The sequence below is a fragment of the Bradyrhizobium sp. USDA 4452 genome, assembly GCF_054063575.1.
The window spans coordinates 5,770,611-5,790,345 of the sequence record NZ_JBSSGK010000001.1 but is presented as its reverse complement, the minus strand read 5'-3'; the positions used below and the strand labels follow the sequence as shown (position 1 = coordinate 5,790,345).

15 protein-coding genes are annotated in these 19,735 nt (G+C 59.4%); 10 read left to right on the top strand and 5 right to left on the bottom strand.

The features are described 5' to 3' along the window. Nucleotides 1–70: 70 nt before the first annotated feature. Both ACVISU_RS27590 and ACVISU_RS27585 read left to right on the top strand, forming a co-directional pair. Nucleotides 71–3,067 (top strand): hypothetical protein, encoded by a 2,997-nt coding sequence (locus ACVISU_RS27590; RefSeq protein WP_456708962.1) that lies wholly within the window; start codon nt 71–73, stop codon nt 3,065–3,067. Nucleotides 3,068–3,345: 278 nt separating this feature from the next. Beyond that, on the top strand, nt 3,346–4,473 hold the full coding sequence (locus ACVISU_RS27585; RefSeq protein ID WP_456708961.1) for a hypothetical protein: 1,128 nt from the start codon (nt 3,346–3,348) through the stop codon (nt 4,471–4,473). Between the two features lie 106 nt (nt 4,474–4,579). Here the strand turns inward: ACVISU_RS27585 and ACVISU_RS27580 are convergent, their stop codons facing one another. After that, entirely contained in the window at nt 4,580–5,317 is a 738-nt protein-coding gene (locus ACVISU_RS27580) for a metallophosphoesterase family protein (RefSeq protein ID WP_050400670.1), read from the bottom strand. A 602-nt stretch (nt 5,318–5,919) separates the two neighbouring features. Between ACVISU_RS27580 and ACVISU_RS27575 the strand changes: the two genes are divergently transcribed. After that, on the top strand, nt 5,920–7,404 hold the full coding sequence (locus tag ACVISU_RS27575) for an exopolysaccharide biosynthesis polyprenyl glycosylphosphotransferase (RefSeq protein ID WP_456708960.1): 1,485 nt from the start codon (nt 5,920–5,922) through the stop codon (nt 7,402–7,404). 90 nt (nt 7,405–7,494) lie between these two features. Here the strand turns inward: ACVISU_RS27575 and ACVISU_RS27570 are convergent, their stop codons facing one another. Next, nucleotides 7,495–7,761 carry a hypothetical protein gene (locus ACVISU_RS27570; protein ID WP_050400672.1) on the bottom strand — a complete coding sequence of 89 codons (267 nt, stop codon included), beginning with the start codon at nt 7,759–7,761 and terminating at the stop codon, nt 7,495–7,497. A gap of 57 nt (nt 7,762–7,818) precedes the next feature. Continuing rightward, the gene (locus tag ACVISU_RS27565; protein ID WP_456708959.1) at nt 7,819–8,232 is read right to left on the bottom strand and encodes a hypothetical protein; all 414 of its coding nucleotides are present in this window, start codon (nt 8,230–8,232) and stop codon (nt 7,819–7,821) included. Nucleotides 8,233–8,332: 100 nt separating this feature from the next. Here ACVISU_RS27565 and ACVISU_RS27560 point away from each other — a divergent pair, with 100 nt between their 5' ends. The 7 genes from ACVISU_RS27560 (at nt 8,333) to ACVISU_RS27530 (ending at nt 16,522) form a co-directional block, all read left to right on the top strand. After that, on the top strand, nt 8,333–10,417 hold the full coding sequence (locus tag ACVISU_RS27560) for a right-handed parallel beta-helix repeat-containing protein (protein ID WP_456708958.1): 2,085 nt from the start codon (nt 8,333–8,335) through the stop codon (nt 10,415–10,417). Further along, nucleotides 10,414–11,550 (top strand): glycosyltransferase family 4 protein, encoded by a 1,137-nt coding sequence (locus ACVISU_RS27555; protein WP_456708957.1) that lies wholly within the window; start codon nt 10,414–10,416, stop codon nt 11,548–11,550. Before ACVISU_RS27560 ends, ACVISU_RS27555 begins: the two co-directional genes overlap by 4 nt. Nucleotides 11,551–11,589: 39 nt before the next feature. Beyond that, entirely contained in the window at nt 11,590–12,327 is a 738-nt protein-coding gene (locus tag ACVISU_RS27550) for an FkbM family methyltransferase (RefSeq protein ID WP_456708956.1), read from the top strand. Continuing rightward, nucleotides 12,324–13,664: a hypothetical protein gene (locus ACVISU_RS27545; protein WP_456708955.1), complete on the top strand. Its 1,341-nt coding sequence runs from the start codon at nt 12,324–12,326 to the stop codon at nt 13,662–13,664. The genes ACVISU_RS27550 and ACVISU_RS27545 overlap by 4 nt, the downstream gene beginning before the upstream one ends. A gap of 33 nt (nt 13,665–13,697) precedes the next feature. Further along, entirely contained in the window at nt 13,698–14,450 is a 753-nt protein-coding gene (locus tag ACVISU_RS27540) for a class I SAM-dependent methyltransferase (RefSeq protein ID WP_456708954.1), read from the top strand. A gap of 71 nt (nt 14,451–14,521) precedes the next feature. Next, entirely contained in the window at nt 14,522–15,193 is a 672-nt protein-coding gene (locus ACVISU_RS27535; protein WP_456708953.1) for an acyltransferase, read from the top strand. Further along, nucleotides 15,194–16,522, top strand: a complete 1,329-nt coding sequence (locus tag ACVISU_RS27530) for a hypothetical protein (protein ID WP_456708952.1) — start codon at nt 15,194–15,196, stop codon at nt 16,520–16,522. It abuts the gene before it with no gap. A gap of 103 nt (nt 16,523–16,625) precedes the next feature. Here ACVISU_RS27530 and ACVISU_RS27525 read toward each other — a convergent pair whose 3' ends face one another. Both ACVISU_RS27525 and ACVISU_RS27520 read right to left on the bottom strand, forming a co-directional pair. Further along, nucleotides 16,626–17,384 (bottom strand): hypothetical protein, encoded by a 759-nt coding sequence (locus ACVISU_RS27525; protein WP_456708951.1) that lies wholly within the window; start codon nt 17,382–17,384, stop codon nt 16,626–16,628. A gap of 4 nt (nt 17,385–17,388) precedes the next feature. Beyond that, nucleotides 17,389–19,626 (bottom strand): polysaccharide biosynthesis tyrosine autokinase, encoded by a 2,238-nt coding sequence (locus tag ACVISU_RS27520; RefSeq protein WP_456708950.1) that lies wholly within the window; start codon nt 19,624–19,626, stop codon nt 17,389–17,391. Nucleotides 19,627–19,735: the final 109 nt, after the last annotated feature.

Below are 19,735 nucleotides of genomic sequence, written 5' to 3'. Positions count from 1 at the left end.
ACCCAGTGACTGGTCTGCATGAATATTGTCAATTATTGCCGTGCTACCATAGATTGAAGGCTCGACCAAGATGACCTGGAACTATTCGGTAACATTAAACGATTCATCGAACGCAGGCGGATCGGCCGACACGTCTCTGGTTTACGACCTCGAGCAGGCCCTCAACATCTGGCAGCGATATATCCTGGGCATTGGCACCCTGGCGGTGTCACTCAACATCCTGCCGACCCCCGTTGGCCGTGCCGACGGCGGGCCTACCTCCAGCTACAACGTGGGCACCAATGGCGGGCTCGCGGTGTATGAGCCGTCAAGCCAGTACGAACTGACCACCGGACAGCACGTGCCTGGAACGACGAGCGACATCACCATCAACATCGATCCCGGCTACTTCCAGTACATCGACCTCGACTATGGCCTGAGCTGGTCCAGTCAGGTGCCTGGAAACGTGATCAACCCGATCAACGTTTTTCTTCATGAGCTCATGCACGGCTTCGGCATGACGGGCTGGTACGACCAGAGCGGCCAGTTGCCCGGCGCCTACGAATCCACCTTCGACACGCTGATTCAAAAGACCGCAACCGGCGCCAACTTCGTCGGTGCGAACGCCGAGGCCGCTTATGGCGGCCCGGTGCCCCTGACCACCAACAGCACCACCCAGAACTACTACCATTTCGGCAACCAGCAATCCGACTTCTACGCCACCCCGTCGACCGTCACGGACCCGCTCACACTGGACTTGATGAACGGGATCGTTTTCTACCCCAATTACCAGTACGCGATCTCCGACCTGGACATCGGAGTCCTGAAGGACCTCGGATACAGCATCCGAACGACACCGGTGGTAACCGCCAGCGATCAGTCTGCCGCCCGAAATCAGGTTTATGCGGCCTCATCGTTGTTCTCGGTGAACATGGCCACGGGCGATTCCATCACCGAATATTCCTTCTGGGACACCAATGGCAACGGTCACTGGACGGTGGGAGGAACAGTCCAGGCCACCAACACCGAGATCGACATCAGCGCGTCGCAATTGGGCCAAGCGAGTTACCAAGCCGGCCCCGGTTCGGACACGCTGTGGGTGAGAGCCTTCGACGGCTATTTGTGGAGCGACTGGAAATCCTTCGTGATTTCTCCGGCCGATCATGCGCCCACGGTCACGGCAACAAACGTGACCGGTTCGCACGGGCAGCTCTCGGCGGCTGAATCCACACTGTTCTCGGCCAGTGACGCGGATGGCGACGCCATCACCCAATATGCACTCTGGGACACCGAGGGCCACGGGCACTGGGCGATCAATGGTGCTGCGCAAGCCACCAACGCCGAGATCGACGTCTCGGCTGCTAGCCTCTCGCAGGTGAGCTACGTGTTCGGCACTGCCCCGGACACGCTCTGGGTGCGGGCCTATGATGGATATCTCTGGGGAGCATGGGTCCCGTTCACGGCCACGCCGGGTCAGGATCTCGCTCCAGTTGTTCACGCATTAAACATCGCAGCAGTGCACGGACAAACGTCGGTCGCAGCCTCCAGTCTGATTACTGTCACCGACCCGGATCTCGATACGATCACCCGATACGCGCTTTGGGACACCAACGGCAACGGCGCATGGGTGGTGAATGGTGTCGTTCAGGCCACCAATGCGGAGATCGACCTCACTCCCGCGCAGTTTGCCCAGACCAGCTATCAATTTGGCTCCGCTTCCGACCAGCTGTGGGTCAGGGCCTGCGATGGGACGCTGTGGAGCGCATGGGTCCCGTTTATGGCAGTTCCGTACCCAGACCATCCACCGGTGGTCAGCGCAACCGATGTGTCCGCGACCCACGGCCAGGATATTGCCGCATCCAGTCTTTTCAGCGTGAGCGACGCCGACCACGACACGATCACCGCCTATCAGGTTTGGGATTCAACGAGCGATCCAGCCAGCGGTCACTGGGTAGTCGGCGGAGTGGCGCAGGCCGCCAACATCGCCATCGATGTTACGCCTGCTCAATTGGCGAGCACCTCGTTTCAGTCGGGCTCCGGCTCGGATGATCTGTGGGTGCGAGCCAATGACGGCACGACATGGGGAGCCTGGAAGGAATTCCACGTCAACGCGCCGATCGACCACGCTCCCGTGGTGAACGCACCGGACGTGACCGCAACGCACGGTCAGGACATTGCCGCCTCGAGCCTGTTCACGGTCAGCGATGCCGACAACGATACAATCACCAACTATCAGTTCTGGGACTCGACCACCGATCCTGCCAGCGGGCATTTCGTCGTGGCCGGCGTGACACAGCCCGCGGGCCAGGGCATCGATGTGAGCGCGGCCCAACTGGCCAACACATCGTTCCAGAGCGGTTCGGGCTCCGACGATCTCTGGGTGCGCGCCTTCGACGGCATGATGTGGAGCAGCTGGAAGGAATTTCACGTCAACGCGCCAGCCGACAATCTTCCGATCGTGTCGGCCGCCGACTTTTCAGCGAGCCACGGCCAGGATATTGCGGCCTCCACGCTGTTCTCGACCGCCGACGCGGATGGAGACAGCATCACGAACTATCAGCTGTGGGATTCAACGTCTGATCCCAGCAGCGGGCACTGGGTAGTCGCCGGAGTAGCTCAGGGCACCGATGTCGCAATCGATGTGACTACCGCCCAGCTCTCGAACACGAGCTTTCAGAGCGGCTCCGGTTCAGACGATCTCTGGGTGAGGGCCTATGACGGCTTCGCCTGGGGGCCGTGGAAGGAATTTCACGTCAACGCACCGATCGACCACGCTCCGGTCGTCTCGGCATCCGACTTCCACGCGACCGCCCACCAGAGCGTGGCCGCATCGAGCCTGTTCTCTGTCACGGATGCCGACGGGGACAACATGAGCCAGTATCAATTCTGGGATTCGACGCCGTCGGCAAGCAGCGGCCACTGGAGCATCGGCGGGAATGCGCAGCCCGCCAACACTGCAATCAACGTCACTGCGGCCCAGCTCGCCAATACGACTTTCGATGGCGGCACCGTGTCTGACGACCTCTGGGTTCGCGTCAAGGACGGCATGATCTGGAGCGCCTGGCAGGAATTTCATTTCATCGTCTAGGGAAGCCACCGGTTGCGGGACCCGCCGATCCGTCCCCTGGATATGCGGCAAGGTGAGCGCGAATCTCTTCGCAAACCAAACCTTCTTGCAGGTACAATCCGGTGCCTGGCTTTAGCTTGGTACCATTTGTTGCTAGGGTCGCCTGATTATCGATCGTAATCTGAAGCTCTTGGGATGTGGATGGGTTCGTACCGCAATGCCCGCCTTATTCTGATGGGTCCGTTGCAGAATGCGCCGGCATCAGGCCGAAACGGCGGGCATATAGAAACGGCTCTTTCATGAGTAAGCGCGATCTCGAGCAGGTACCGGGGCCGGCCGGCGAGGCTCCTATGCCTGAAATTGAGTTTGCGCTGGTCCTGTCTCGGATCATCACGTCGGTCAGTACCGATCAGGATAGCTTGCGCCAGACGGTTTACGACCTGGCGCGGTACAAGCTGAGCGAACAGCTGCTGTCTTCAGGGATGCCTGCGAGCGAGGAGGCGAAGGCCAGGAAGGCGCTGGAAGCGGCCATCCATGGTGTCGAGAGCTTTTCGCGGAATAATGATCAGCAGCTGCCGGCTCCTTTGGGCGCGGCGCCTTTGCCCTTGGCGATTTCGGACTCCGCGATGGAGTACGCGAAGGACCCAGCCCAGACGATATGGTCCGACCCCGAGCCTCGCGCACTTGGCCGTTCTGCTTCCAAGCGCAAAGCGCGAACCGTGTCCCTTGCGATGATCGCTGGGGTACTGGCCGTGCTCGTGCCCATGATCGGCGGCTTGCTTGCGTTCATCTATCGCGACGATATCGCGCACATGGGAAGGTCGCAGATCAACAAGACTGCTACTGTGGCTCCCCCCAAACCTCCAGACGCTGTCGCCATGGCCGAGCCAGCGAAGCCCTCGCGGTTGTTGCCCACGGAGTTTGGCGTCTATGCATTGAGCGAGAACAAGCTCTTCGAATTGAATCCATTGCCGAACAAGGCCCAGGACGCGCGGGTCGCGATTTCGCCGACAATGGGAATCACCAAGCAGCCCGTTCTTCGCGACGGCAATCCCAAGTTCATCGTCTATCGGCGTGAAGCGGCCTTGAATATCCCGGAGCGCGCCGAAATCCGCATCATTGCAAAGGTTGCTCACTCCATTTCCTACGACGCGGCCGGCAAACCGATCACGACAGCTGACGATGGATGGTACATTCGGAACATTTCATTTCCCTATCGCGTCTCGCCGATCAAAGAGAATGCCGAGATGTACGAGATTCAGCCGGAAAATGGCGGCACCGCTCTGTCTCCAGGCCGCTATGGCTTGGTGCTCAAGGGACAGCTTTATGATTTTGTCGTTGGCGGCGATGTCAAGGATCCGCGCCATTGCCTCGAGCGGCTAACGGCGACGAACGGGACCTTCGTTTCCGAATGCCGTCAGCACTGACGGAGGCTTCGCCGCGGTCCACGCAACTCATTCCTGCCGCTTCCGGCGAATGCGGTGCACTGTTCGACACAGTCGCTTCCAGCCTGCGCGGAGTGAGACTCTCTGCTCAGAGAAACCCCATCCGGCCGCCTTCGATCCACATGCAGGTCAGTTGCCCGGTGGCGTAGGCGCCGGTGTCGATGTTGATACGGTTTGGTCGAATTTCCGGTGTGCGGACCGGCGTGTGTCCGTGGATCACGAGCCGCCCGAACAAGCCGTCATGCAGCAGAAAATCGTCACGTATCCAGCACAGATCCGTCAGCGATTGCTTGCTCAGCGGCACGCCGGGTCGTACCCCTGCATGCACAAAGAACACGTCATCAAAGGCGAAGCACGGTCTCAAACCTCGAATGAAATTCAGGTGTGAGACGGGCAGCGCTTCCGCGAACTCTGCCGCCAGCCGCGACTGGTCGGCCTGGTTCGGGTTGCGCGGCGGACGGATGCCATAGGATATCAGGGTCTCCAGGCCGCCAAGGGAAAGCCATGTCGGCAGGACCGTCGGAGATTGGACGAAATCAGCCAGCAACGTTTCGTGGTTGCCCAAAATAAAGACGGTATCGCAGGTCTCCTCGAGCGCCAACAGGCAGTCCACCACCTCTCGCGAATGCGGACCGCGATCGACATAATCGCCCAGGAACACCCGAACGGAGCGTGCACAGGGTCTTCTGTTCAGGTCGGCCTCGATCTTGGCGTTAACCTTCTCGAGCAGATCCAGCCGTCCGTGGATATCTCCTACCGCGTAGAAGCGCAACTGAGGTGACGTGAGGAAGCCAGACGGCAGCGGTTGATCGAGCTGAGCCTGCATAGTCACAACGCCCCAATGGCCAGCGGTTATGGAGATACCGACAGGCGTATTCGGGAGGGCTGCCAGCCCGTCACCAATATCAGAAATTGGAGCGGGGCGAGCCAAAGGTCATCGCTTTAACGCGAAGGGCGTTGTGTCAGGCTCGCCTGCCAGAACGGAAGCGAAATAGCCCAACTGGCAAATTATGGTTAACGCGACCATCTGGAGCGCGGTCCAGACCCCAAGGTCCGCCAGCAAGCACGGTATCCGTGACCAGGATTACGGCGTGCGCGGAGCAAGGCCAGCACGTGGCAGCGCGCGTTGCCGGATCGGCAGGGGCCGATCACACCAGCGAGCAATGTGACGATAGTCATCTTAACATCTGTCCGGTCTTGGCACATCTTCGTCAGGCAAGCCTTGGTTCATCTTCGTAAACGAAGCCTGAGGCAGCCCTTCATCGGGACCAAATGCCGAGCGCGGCGTATGTCTGAGGTGCGAAAAGTTCAACGCTTCGGCGAAAAAATTGATCAGCGGCTGCCCGCGAAATCGGCTTTTCGAGTAGGTAGAGATACGGTAGGGTTACCGCATTCTTACCTGCCTTACGTATTTTGTGGTTGTTTTCGGTGACGAATATTGTTGAAAGGGGTGCCCTCCTCCCCCATAGCTGTTCAGAGCCCAAGCAGAACGCCCTCTGGCGTTCCATGGCAGCCTCGTTACCGGCGCGCGCGAGCCTCGCTTTTGTTTTGATAAGCATCGTCGAGTTCACCTGCGTTGCGATGACCGCTTTCGCGTCGGCTTGGGTGTACCACGTACTCGCATCGACTCCCGGCTTGCGCGTGAAGGTCTATCTGCTGGCATCCTGCTTCATCGGGGCAGCCGAGGTCTGCATTGCCGCAATGGCTGGCCAATTCCTGCATCTGGAAAAGCAACGGGAGATCCGATTCGCTTCCGCCGGAATCGGAGCTGCGGCCACAACGTTCGTTGTCCTGACCTCACTTCTATTTATTTTCAAGCTCTCGGGCGTCTATTCCCGCGGCACCTTGATCTTGCAGTTCGTGAGCTGCTTGACGGCGGTCGGGTTGGTCCGGCTGGCCGCCTATCGCACATTCCAGAACGCCGCTCAGGAGGGACTGCTTCAGAGGCAGCGCGTGGTGCTGGTCGGGCGCAACGACGATTGCGAGGCTTGCGCAAGCCAGTTGCGGAAGTCGGGCGGAGGTTTGGAAGTTCTTGCCTGTCCGCTCGGCTGGGATGCCGCGTCCGGGGAAGCGACTCATTTCGATCGCGCGACCGGCGTAAGGCTCGTCGAACGGTGCAGGGTTCTGCAACCCGATAGCATCATCCTGCTCGTCGATCGAAAGCAGGAGGATGGCACCGTCGGGATGCTACTGTCGCTCCTGAGGCAGATCCCCGCCGACGTTTACGCGGTGCCGACGCATAGGGACATCTTCTGGGCGAATGCGCAGACGGCCGAAATCGGCGGCCTCGCCACCTTTGCCATGTCGCGCCGGCCGCTGTCAGTGTTCGACCTCGTCGTCAAGCGGACATTTGATATCGTGGCGGCGGCCGCGGGGCTGATCGTATTGTCTCCCCTGCTGCTGCTTTCGTCGCTGGCCGTGAAGCTCGATTCGAGGGGACCGGTTCTCTTCGTGCAGATCCGCCACGGCTATAACAACGAAGCAATCCGCGTTCTCAAGTTCAGAACGATGTACGTGTCCGACAGTGCCGAATTTCGACAAGCATCGAAGGACGATTCGCGCATAACCAGGATCGGTCGCATCTTCCGCAAGACCGGGATCGATGAACTGCCGCAACTCTGGAACATTCTCCGGGGTGACATGTCCGTCGTTGGCCCGCGGCCGCACGCGATCAAGCACAACGAGCTCTTCACTCCGCGCATCGACAGCTTCGATCGGCGGCATACGGTCAAGCCCGGACTGACTGGATGGGCTCAGGTCAACGGATTGAGGGGCGAGACCAATACGCTCGAGAAGATGCAGAACAGGATCGAGCACGATCTCTACTACATCGACAATTGGTCGCTGCTGCTCGATCTCAAGATCATCTTGCTGACCCTGTTCTCAGGCAAGACCTACCGCAACGCGTGGTGAGGTGTCTTCGCTCCGGCAGGGCCGAGGGCGACCGCGCGAAGCCTGACGGGAGGCGAGCCAGCCTCCCATCTCCAGACGAAGCCGAACCGATCAGTATTCGGTATAGACGCTGAGGAAAGCCGTACCGCCGTAGGGCCGGTATGCGTCGTAGAGCCCGTAGCAGGCATAATGATCCGGACAGCGGCAGAGATTGACGACACGGCAGCCGCGGGGGCCGCAGCGCTCAACGTGGCAGACGTCGACAGCCGCGCGGCGCGGAACCACGCGTTGCGGCTGCGGAATGACGGAGTAATCGGCTGCGATGGCCGCGCCCGCAGACATCGTCAGCAGGGCCCCGACGAGGATCGATTTCAGCATCTGCTATTCCCCCTCAATTTTGCTGTCCAGAGTCATCATCCGGAAGCGTTCCGAAATCTAGAAGCGTTCCGAATACTCATACCGAAAATCCTTGGTCGCTGGTAGAGTACCAAGGATGGCTTCTTTCCGCTCGTGGCCTCCAACATCCATGTCGATGCAGCTGCGCGTGCCATAGTAACAGACTTGCACCCTAACACGCTCGCCGCAGACGTTCTCCGCATAGATCCAATGATTGAACAGGCGGTCATTGTTGGGAAAGGAGCGAGATACTGCGGTGAGCCGCAGGCAGACGGCTCCGGTCGGGCTGCGGTGCCGACGGGATGAGATGTCGTCGACTGGCGGAGGAGGGGTGACTCCAAGCGTGGCTCCGACGCCGGATCGCTGCATCTGGGCCTGTGCATTCGCAATGGCGAGAAACTGCGCAGCCAGGCAAAGAGCGAGGCAGATTTGGCCCGGCTTCCTGTGCGACAACTGATCTCCTCCAAGAATGAAACTTACAAGGATGAAACTTACTGGATGCCGGCTCTGGTAGGGTCGGCAAAGTCTTATACCCTCGATTCGAGGATCAGAAATGAATTCTGCCGTAATACTGTCGGGCCGGTCTCCTCTCGTTGCAGGGCTCGCGAAACTTTGCTTCGCGGTGTTGCTGGCAGTCCTGACGGGTGGATGCCGAGCGGACGACGTTTCCATCAACGTTGAGGGCACGCACGCGAGCGTTACCGGGGCGGAAAGGACGGTCAAGGCAGCCTCGCTCGCCGAGGCAATCGAATTCGTGCGCAAGGATGGGAAAGAGCGCACCGCGCCGGTGACGTACAGTATCAACCTGCCCGCTGACGCCCAGATACTGGGTCAGCCTCTTGCCATTTCCGGTCCAGAACCGCCCGCCGGCTCCCGCATCATCATCCGCGGCGCACCCGGGGGCACCACGATATCGGGAGCGACCTTCGTCCAGAACCACCTCAAGCTGTCGCGCTCCCAAGGTGGACGATACGAGTACACATTGCCGTTTTCCGATTTGCCCGGCGAAACCGCGCAGAAGCTGCTGAGGAAGCTCTCGACCATATCACCGAGGCAGTTGATGATTCGAGTCAACGGCAAGACGATTCTGCAATCGACAAGGTGGCCCGCCAGCGGCTTCCTGCCGGTGCTCGAGATCGCCGGCGATCCGCGGAGCAGCACGGCGACCATGACGTTCGCTGATCTGCCGGACGGAGCGCGCCGCTCCTCCGACCTCTGGATCGGCGGATACCTCACCGATTCCTATCTCTTCGTGAACGCACGGGCCCTTGCCGTCGATTCGAAGGGCGTGCTGACGGATCGAAACAGATTGAGAGCAGACGGCAAGCCTCCCGAGAGGGTGTCTTTCTACAATCTGGCGAGCTTTACCCAATGCAATTCGTTTTTCTATGACGCATCGGCGAGAACGCTGAACTTCTGCTCCGAGGAGGCGATCGAGACCCTCGAGGTGCCGGTGCTCGACACCCTGCTGGCGATTTCCGGCTTTCATAATTTGACCGTCCGAGATGTGGTCTTCGAGCTCGCAATCGAGACCGCCGTAACCGTGCGCGACAGCGTCGCGATCAATTTTTCGAATGTTATCGTCCAGCTGGCGGGCGCCGATGGAATTGCCTACACGAACTCCAGTGACTCCCGGATCGATCATGCGAGCATTCGCGCCGTCGGCCGGCGCGGGACGTGGCTGTCCGGAGGTGACCGCGCCAGCCTGACGCCGGGGCGTATTTCGATCGAGGACAGCAGTATCCGGGACTTCTCCCAGATTTACCGCACCTTTGCTCCGGCGGTGCAAATGGACGGGGTCGGAATGAGCGTGCGTCGATGCGTCATCTTCAACGGACCGCAGTCCGCAATCATCTATTCCGGGAACGATCACGTCATCGAAGATAACCTCCTGGCCCAGCTTGTTACCGAAGCGGGCGATTCAGGATTCATCTACAGCGCGCGCGACTTCACCAGCCAGGGCACCGTCATCCGCCGAAACGTCCTGCTGGGGACGGGCGGACAGTACTTCAACGACGCTCGGGGGATTTATCTCGACGAGTTTTCCAGCGGGAATCTCGTCACTGACAACGTCATCGTGGGCGTCCCGTATGGGATACTGATGAACGGCGGTAAGGATAACAAGTTACTATCAAACCTCTTCATTCTAAGTTCGCCGTCGATTTGGGGGGCCGCATTGGGATATGCATCGTGGTGGCAGGTATGGCGCAACGATCATATGCAAGTTCCGGGCGGGCTCAGCGTAAGGAATTTGTATAGCCTGCCGGTCGATAGTGAGCGCTGGACAAGCCGCTATCCTGAAATGGCCGGTTACAAGCATTCGGACCTTCTCCGGCCCGAACGAAATCTGATCGAAGGAAACAAGTTCATGGGCGCCGGGTCCATCACGGCCTTTGACGGCGATATTCCCACTGCCGAGGTCCGGAACAACAGTGCGGTCGTGTACCGAGGCAGCCTTCAGCTTCTCGAACGCTTGCGCAACTGGATTGCGCCTTCGCAACTCAGTGAGACCATGGCGCTCATCTCGTCCGAGCTCGATCGTCATGGCTTGACGGAACACATTCCGTTGCGTGTCCCGGATCGGGCTGGAGCGCAGCTGCCGGGGGATCGCTTTGCAACGCTGTCCGAGTCCAGATGAATAAGAAGCGCGTTCTAATCGTCTATCGGTCGTTTTTTCCGTCGTTGTCACATCTCGGACCCGCCACCGCGATCCGCAACCTGATGCACAACATGTCGGACGATTACGAATTTCACCTTTTGACCCTCAATCACGATTTCACCCATGGCGTCCCCATGTTCGAAACGCCGGTTCATCGGGAGCGGATGGGGTCCGCCACAATCGAGTATATTCCGAGGGGCTCTGCCGGTTTGCACATTCTCTTCGACCGCGTCAGGGAGGATTTCGACGTCGTCGACATACAGTGTGCCTTCGACCCGTTGCTCGCGATTCCAACCCTTATCTTGACGCGCCTCGGATTTCTGCGGCGCAAGCGCGTCTTCCACACGCCGCACGGTATCTTCATGGATGTGATCATGTCCGCGTCGGCCCTGAAGAAGCGGCTGTTTTGCCGCATGGCCGATTTCACCGGCCTCTATCGCGGGGTGGTTCACCTCGCGGGGTCTCCCGCGGAAGAGCACGATATCCGTCGCAACCACCTCCGCTCCCAGGAGGTGCTGATGGTTTCGCAATTCGTAGAGAGCGGAGCACCTCGACCGACCAAGCGAGAAAAGCCCCCGGCACAGCTCAGAATGGCGATGGTCGGCCGGGTGACGGTCCAAAAGAACGTCACCTTTGCGCTCGACGTGGTACGCCGCCTCACCGTCGCGTCCTCGCTCGATATCTTCGGTGAGGTTGACGACAGTTCTTATGCGCAGCAATGCGTTGAGACCGCGCAAGCCGGGACCGGACAGTGCCAGGTGACGTTCAAGGGAAACCTGCCCAAGGACGAACTGTTCGCGCAGCTGGCGGATTATGACGTCCTTCTGCATCCGACGCTGGGGGAGAATTTCGGTCATTCGATCGTGGAGGCATTGACGCTCGGGCTGCCGGTGCTGATCAGCGACAGGAGCCCCTGGACAGACGTCGCGGCGAGCAACGCGGGCTGGGCACTGTCGCTTTCAGAACCGGAATCCTTTGTGGAGAAACTCGAGGCGATTCACGCGATGGGACCGAAGCAGTGGTCCGAGCTCAGCGAGGGAGCCCTTCGCTACAGCCGGGCAACCTTCGACGGCCGGGCAACGTCCGAGCGATATCGACAGGCGTACGGTTGAGTTCCGGGTCGTGTGCCTGAGGAAGGGGAATTTCGCATAATGCAATTGATCACCATCCAGAAAGGCGTGTTTTGCGCGCTTCGCCCGTCGCTATGGCGGCTATTGAGCATGCGGATAGCTCCCGCGATTGAGCACCGGGAGGCTCTGTCGCGCCTTTCCTTTCAGACGGTCGTGGATGTCGGCGCGAACAGGGGCCAGTTCGCGGTGATGGCCCGGCGGCTGTTTCCGCAGGCGCAGATCTATTCCTTCGAGCCCCTGTCGGAGCCGGCCGCCCGCTTCACCGAGGCCCTCGGCAGGGATGACAGGGTCCGGCTCTTTCCCTGCGCCATCGGCCCGACGTCCGGGCCGGCCAGGATCTACGTCACCAGCAAGGACGATTCTTCGTCGCTCCTGAAGCCGGGATCCGCCCAACGCGAAATATTCGGGGAACAGACCACGCGGATGGATGAGATTGCCGTTCGCCGTCTCTCGGACTGTCTGGAAGCGGGAGCCATCCGGGGGCCGGCGCTCCTGAAGGTCGACGTTCAGGGCGGTGAATTGAACGTCCTGGAGGGATCTGCCGATCTCATTAACCAATTCGAGGCTCTGTATATCGAGTGCTCGTTTATCTATCTCTATGAGGGCCAACCGCTGTTCGGCGATATCTCGCGCTGGACGGAGGCACATGGATTTCGGCTGGCAGGTGTATATAATCAGTATGTTGATCCGCAGCATGGCCCGGTGCAGGCGGACTTTCTTTTCCTCAAGACGATCCCCGCTGGGGCCGGCCCGCGATGAGACTGCCCGTCTTCGTCACAGAGAATCTCGCGATTCTTCGCAACCTCGCGAAGGGGGGCGCATTCAACGCGGCTGGGCTCGGTTTCGCCTTCTATGTGGTTGCAATCTGCTATCCTGGAATCAAAGCCACATCGGCTCAGCTGATGGATTTGCGGAGCGGCTTTACCACCCAGGCTGATGTTGGAGGGTTCAGCCTGTTCGTCGCGGTACCTGCGCTCTTGCTGGGCTTGTTGGTATTCGCCCGACACGGTGCGTACGCCGCGATCCGCCGATCGCAGCCGATCCTGATCTTCCTTTTGATCTACTCCGGCCTGATCGTTCTCGCGTCGGTGGCTGGCGCCGAATACATCGAGTCGTCAGCGCAGATTGTCCAGTACGTCGTCACGCTGGGAACATTCCTGCTTTGTCTCTGCTTTTGGCAGGCGCCTGCGCAGAGCGTGGACGATGCGCTCGCGATGGGATTTCTGGCGCTGGCCGCATCCCTCAGTGCCGCCGCGGTTGTTCAGGGATTTCACGAGTATCGATGGGTCGGCCTGATTCACCCCAATCACTATGCGCGATATGCCTATATCGCGTTGGTGCTCCACTCTTTGGTGATCAGGCGCGTGAGCCTACCTGTCTTCGTGATTTGCTTCGGCGCAACCTACGTCGTCAGCGCGCGAACCATCATGATAGGCACGCTGTTATTTTACCTTGGGTACCTTGCCTTTGCGAACTACCGGGCGCTCTTCAGTCGCGCACAGCAGGTCATCAACGTTCGCATGTTCGCAGCCTTCATGATGGCGGTCCCGGTCGCGCTGGTGATGTTGCCCTTCATTACCGACACCGACCGGCTGATTGACAAGGTCACGAACGATCTTGCGCTGTTCGACCCGAACCGAGGAGTTCTTTCGGGATTCACCGGTCGTACCGAATCGTGGAACGTGTTCTTCGACACGATCGACGAATATGTGTTCTTCGGTTATGGCTTCCGTTCCAGCCGATATAATCTGCACGCGGTCCATAGCGGCATCTTGTCTTACTTCATGGACTTCGGCCTGCTGCTCGGTGGCCTCCTACTGCTCGTTGTCGCCGGCCGCGGGCTCTATCTGATCTGGATTGGCACGAAGCACAATGATCGCAGGACGTTGCTCTGCGGGCTGGCGGTCGCGACCACGCTGCTGATCCAGTGGTTTGAGCCGGACAATTTCAATATCGGCTTTATAGGTTCCTTCTTCTTCATGCTCTTTCTGGCGTACACGCCTTCGGCAAGTCGGCAGTACGCGTCAACTCAACCGCGTCACGCGAGGTTGCCGCAAGGGCAGCCATCACTACAGCCTGCGGCCGATGTCTCCTGATCATCAGCGCAGTCCAATGTCGGATCCCTTCATATGCCGCTAGATCATTTGCAGTCCTGCAAGGAAATTGTTCGCCACGTATTGTTCCGCCTTGGCGCGGACGAGATCATCAATATAGCGAGGCGCGTGCGTGGTCGTGATACGAGCCATATGCGCAAGGCTGAGCTGAATGAGGTGTTTTCGGATATCTACGTGAACGGAACCTGGATCGAAAATACGGAGCAGATGAGTCTCTCGGGCCTGGGTTCTTCGCCGATAGCGACCGACGCGTTGACCCGTCAGCTCTCACAGTTCTTGCGAGATGTCGGATGCACCAGGCTCGTCGACATAGGCTGTGGCGATTTCAACTGGATGTCTCGAGTTACCGGCGATTTCGATTACCTCGGTATCGACATTGTCCCGTCATTGATCGCTTCTCACAACGAGGTCCACGCAAATTCCAGAAGGCGCTTTGCCTGCATGGATGCAACGAAGCAACCCCTCGAACGCTGGGGCGACGTAGCGATATGCCGTGAAGTCCTTTTCCACCTCTCGTTCAAAAATGCTCTTGCGCTCCTTAACAACATAAAGTCCGCCGACTTCAAGTACATCTTGCTGACCAGCGACAGTTCCGTGTGGTTCAATTCCGATATTCGGGACGGAGACTTCCGGAGAATCAACCTGATGCGGTCTCCATTCGGACTTCCCGCTCCGAAATTCCAGTTGACGGACGATGGGGTTTCCGGCGGGCGGATACTCGCCGTATGGGATGCCGGCACCCTGAATTCGACTTCTGGCGCTGAGTGATATCCGTCGTCAAAATTTTATATCGCCGTTACCGGCCATGGCCGTTTTCATAGTTTTAGGAGCGCATTGAAATGTTGAAGGCGGTCACTCAAGTTTTATTGTTCCTGGTACCTTGGTCGCTTCGGCGCTGGGCTTTGAACAAGCTCTTCGGTTTCTCGATTGACGCAAGCTCTCGCATTGGCCTTTCGATCGTCCTTGCTGATGAGGCTTCTTTGGCAAAAGGGGCCTCCGTCGGTCATTTCAACTACATCGGACGCCTCGACAACCTCGAAATGCATGAGGGGGCGATGATTGGAAATTTCAATTGGATCACCGGGCTTTCGCGAAAGTTGAACTCTCCATTCTTCAAGAAGAACCCAGGGCGGCGATCGGAGTTGCTGATGAAGCGTGCGAGCCTGATCGCGCACCAGCACTATATCGACTGCTCCGACCGAATCGAATTCGGCATGTACAGCGGACTTGCGGGCGTTCGCTCGCAACTGGTAACGCACGGCATCGAGCCGCTGTCGTGCAGGCAGACTTGCTCGCCGATTATCGTCGGCGACTACACGATGGTTGGATCCGGCAGTCTCATCACGAAGGGCGTCAAAGTTCCCAACTGTTGTTTGGTCAGTGCCGGTTCGGTTGTGAGTCACCTGAAGCCGGAGTCTTACTCGCTCATTGCGGGAAATCCGGCGGTTCATGTTCGCAAGGTACCAGAGACAGCAAAATTTTTCTCGCGCACAGACGCAATCATCTACTGATTGCGAACTGAGGCCGCCACGCATGCGCTGGTCGATATGAAGCCGATATTGTTATCGACTCTTGCGGGGTGGCTCGCGAGGCTGCTCGCTATCCTGTTGAATCTGGTGGGCACTCCGATGGTTCTTGGCAAGCTGGGACCATCGCGGTTCGGTCTGCTCCTTGTCATTTTAAGCATTAGTTCGTGGATTGGGTTTGCCAATGTCGGCATGGGGCGAGTGATCGCAAATGCCGTCGCTCGCACTCGCCGGAGTGCGAGTGCTTTCAAGACTGAGACCGTGTCGCTTGCCGTGGTACTCGCGGCAGGCCTCAATCTCGTGCTGTTTGGAGCCGCAGCGGTTGCGCTGATGATCTTCATGTGGCTGGCGCCGCTGAACGAGGCGATTCTCGCGAACTACAGCGAGTTTGTTGCAACGATTCTGGTCCTGTTTTTCGGCTTGGCCCTTTGGTTCTTCCTCTCGATCTTTGAGGGGATAGATGCCGGGCACCACCAGCTGCACCGGCTCTATTTGTTCCAGCTGGCAAGTTATGTCCTATCGTTCGTGTTGCTGCTCTTTGTATTTCCGTCCCATCCGTCGATCGTCTTCGCCGCCGTCCTTCTCAGCCTCGGTTTCTTGCCGGGTTCAGTCTTCCATGCGCTCGACGTCGTCCGCCGGAACCGGAATCTGTTTTCAAGGAACTGGAGGTGGAAACCGCGGATCGCCCGGCGCCTGCTGCTGAGCTCGCTCGACTTCACCATCATCAGCCTCGGGATAGGAATTTTATATCAACTTGCTACCGGGCTCTTCGGCTTCTTGGCGGGGCCGGAGGCTGTAACCGAACTCGGAATATTCATGCGGCTGATGCAGTCCTATGGAGGGCTCATCATCGCCTATACGTATCCCCTCTCAAATATCGTCGCGACGAAGCTCAAGATGCGGGACGATTTGGCGGCCATGCGGATCGTGCGCCTCAGTGGGGCGATGCTGCTGGCAGGATCTTGTTTGGCAGGAGCGGGCTTCTGGCTGTTCGGCAATCTTGCGCTGTCGATCTGGCTGCACACAACGATCGAACTTGATCATCTGTTTCTGACGGGGGCATCGTTGCTCATCGTTCTGAGTGCCTTGCAGTTCTTCTTCTCAGCCTTGCTTATCGGCACGTCCAATATCAGGGAAGCGGCGAGGCTGCAGGTATGGCAGTCGCTGGTCTATGTGCCGATTGCCTGCGTGTTCTTCAAGATCTGGGGCCAGGAGGGCGTTCTGCTCGCCATGGATGCCGTGATGTGTGTGGGTGTTGCTATCATGATCAGATTTGTCCGGGGCCACTCCGTGCTCCGGGCAGCGATCGCGTGATCGCAACTGGCGGACTTGCATTGCGATCTTGATGATCGCCATTCTGCAGGAAGCCGTCCCGCGAAGCGCTGATCGGACGGGTGAACGTCACATCGCGTAGCGTTCAGCGAACGACCACAGACGTCCCCGGAATATGTGGGTCGATCCCCTTGCGGGCGAGCTGAACCGCGAATAGTTGCCGGTTCTTGACAGGTACCGTGTCCATCCGGCTGACCAGTTGGCTCTGGTAAGGCTGGGCTGCGCCGAGGAATATCTCGATGGCCTCCGCATAGAGCTCGGTCCGCAGCAGCAGGCAGAATTCGTCGAGCACCTTGGACTGGAGCGCTTCGGGAAGGGCTGGAAAGATCGCAAAGGCGGCGCGGTTTCTGGGAATGGCGAGCCAGCCCTCGTTGGGGCCGACCTGGTAGGACATGTCCAGATAGCGGATGTATTCCTGCCTGAGACCTGTCCGGAGGCTTTCGACCTGGAAGAGCGAAAACCAGAGATACGAATCCGAAGGCAGGCATGACAGCGCGTTCAGGAGGGAGCGCCGGCTGCGTTCGAGATCGGCGTCGATTGCCGACGATGCGTCGACCCTGCCTCTCGCGATGGCCAGATCGACGATCGAGGTGTCGTGGGCGGCCGCGGCGCCGCAGGGAATCAGATGGCCGGTTCCGCGATATAGCTCGAGCTTCTCTTCCAGCTGATCCAACGGGAAGGTCTCTCCGCGAACAATGCGGTTCGCGAATTGCTCCAACGGCAGTTGTCGCCAAAAGGTCGGCAACGTGATGGCTGACCAGGCCACCCCGGCCAGTCCGAGGACAGCCGCAAGCAGAGAAGCGACGCCAGTCGCCGCTGCACCGGTGAAATCGGCACTCTTCAACGATCTAGCTCGGCTGCGAGTACTTGGGATCGTAGTAGTAGCTCGTCCCGTATCCTTCGTACCGCTTCAAAAGATTGGTGTCGGCCTTGTTCATGACCACACCAAGCAGGTTCTCACGAACCGGCCGGGCGTTCGCCAACGCTCGCTCGAGGACATCGATATTGGTCTTCCCCCACTCGAGCACCAGGAGATAGGTGGGAATGAAATGTCCGGTGGCGCGGACATCGATCACCGGCGCCAGCGGCGAGAGGTCGATGATGACGTAGTCGTACATGTTGCTGAAGCGCTCGATGAGCGCTCGCATGCCTTCGGAGGCGAGGATCTCGCTGGTGTGCGCAATCGGGGTATGGATCACCGCGGGCAGGAAATCCACGCCGGTCGTGCTCTCCCGAAGAACGACGTCTTCGAACTTGCGTTCCCCAAGGACAACCTCGACGAGGCCGGCCGCGGCGTTCGGCGTCATCAACTTTGTGAGCGACGGATTCCGGAGATCCGCGTCGATCAAGATGACCTTGTGCCCGGACTGCGCGCTGAGCAACGCAAGGCCCGCGGCCGTGGTCGACTTCCCCTCGCCGGGAAGCGCCGAGGAAAGGCCCACGACGCGGCCGCTGCGCAGTCGGCTATTGAGGTCTATCGCGGACTTTATCGATCGGATGCCCTCGGCGTATCTGGAGAACGGCGAACTGACCACGGTCCAGAAAGCTCCAACCTCGGCCCGCATCTCATGCGGCGACGGAGGGCTGTCATTGGGCTGCAGAGCCGGCGCCGGAAGCACGGGAAGGGTCGCGAGGCAATCCGCTCCCAGCAGCCGCTCGACCTGATCGCTGGTGCGTACCACGCGATCGGACAGGTCCCTCATGAGGCCGATGCCGAAGCCCAGCATCAGGCCGCCGGCGCACGCCATCGAGAGAACGAGAACGGTCTTGGGACTGCTGCGCTTGGACGGCCGGCCCGCGCTCGATATGATACGGGCCTCCGTGATCGGGAACGATTGCTGCTGAATGGATTCAGTATAGCGCTGCAGGAAGGTTTCGTACATCGAACGGTAGGTCTGGGAGTTGCTCTCGAGCTCCTTCAGCTGGACCTGGGCCTGGCCACCGATTTGAGAGCGGGCGACCGCGGCATCGAGCGCGCGTTGGGCCTCATCCTCGCGCTGCTTGGCGATCTCGTAGTCGCTCTTGTAGGTCTCGGCGAGGCGACCGAGCTCGGCGGTGATCGACTTGGCGATCTCGCGCATCTGGTTACGCAGGTTGACTGCCGCCAGATGGTTAGTGCCGTACTTCGCCGAAAGGTCGGCTTCCCGGTTGGCTATCTCCAGGTATTGGGATCTCAGCTTGCTGACGACGTCGCTTCGCAGAGTGTCCGTTACCGTTGCGTCGCGAACGTCCGATTTCATGACCTGCTCGATGCGATCGAGGCGTGCACGCGCGTCCGCGGTGACCGTCCGTGCTGCGAGCAGCTGGCTGTTGAGCTCTGCGACCTGCTGTTCGGAAATCGACCGTCCGCCGGCATCGACGATGTTGTTCTTGCTTTTGAAGTCGACGATCGACCGATCGGCGGAGATCGCCTGCTGCTTCAGCTCCTGGATACGGCTGGAAAGCCAGTCGCCCGCGCGGCGCGCCGACTGATACTTAGCGTCGAGCTGATCGTTGATGTAGGCCTCGGCGACGGCATTGGCCACCTGGGCAGCCCGCCCCGGCAAGGCGGAGCGGTACGCTATCTCGATCACGTAGGTAACGCCTACGCGCTTCGCCGAGAGATTGTTCGAGAACTCGCGCAAGGCGCGCCGCTCGATCTCGTCCTGGGACTCATCGCCGGGTTCGAAGAGCTGGTAGAAATAGTAGAGGAGATTGCCGACGAAGCCTCCGCCATAGCGGAAGAATTCGGGCTCTTGCGCCAGATGCAAGTCGCGGATCACCGATCGCGCAATGTTGTCGGACTTGATCAGTTCGAGCTGACTGTCCACGGCCGGCGAGTCCACGGGGACTTCGGTAAAGAGGGAATTCTGCGACGAGTAGGGCTGAAGCTTTCGCGTGTCGATGATGATCGTCGCCTGCGCGGTGTAGGTCGATCGGACCACCACGAGATAAGCGGCACCCAAGGCGAGGGTGATCAGCATCGTGACCAGGAAGATCGGATACTGGCGACGAACGAAACCGAGGGCAGCCGCAAACATCTGATCGGGCGACACGTAGTCCGCGCGTTCGATCTCGCGTTCCTCGGGCTTCAAGAGCTGGAGCATTTTGGGATCATTGTGATGCGGCAAGCCAAAACGGCCGCCTGTTTCGCAAGCAGTCGCTCACTCCGGCCTGAGCCGGTATGTAGCCAATGCCGGATTTACCCGGCATTGC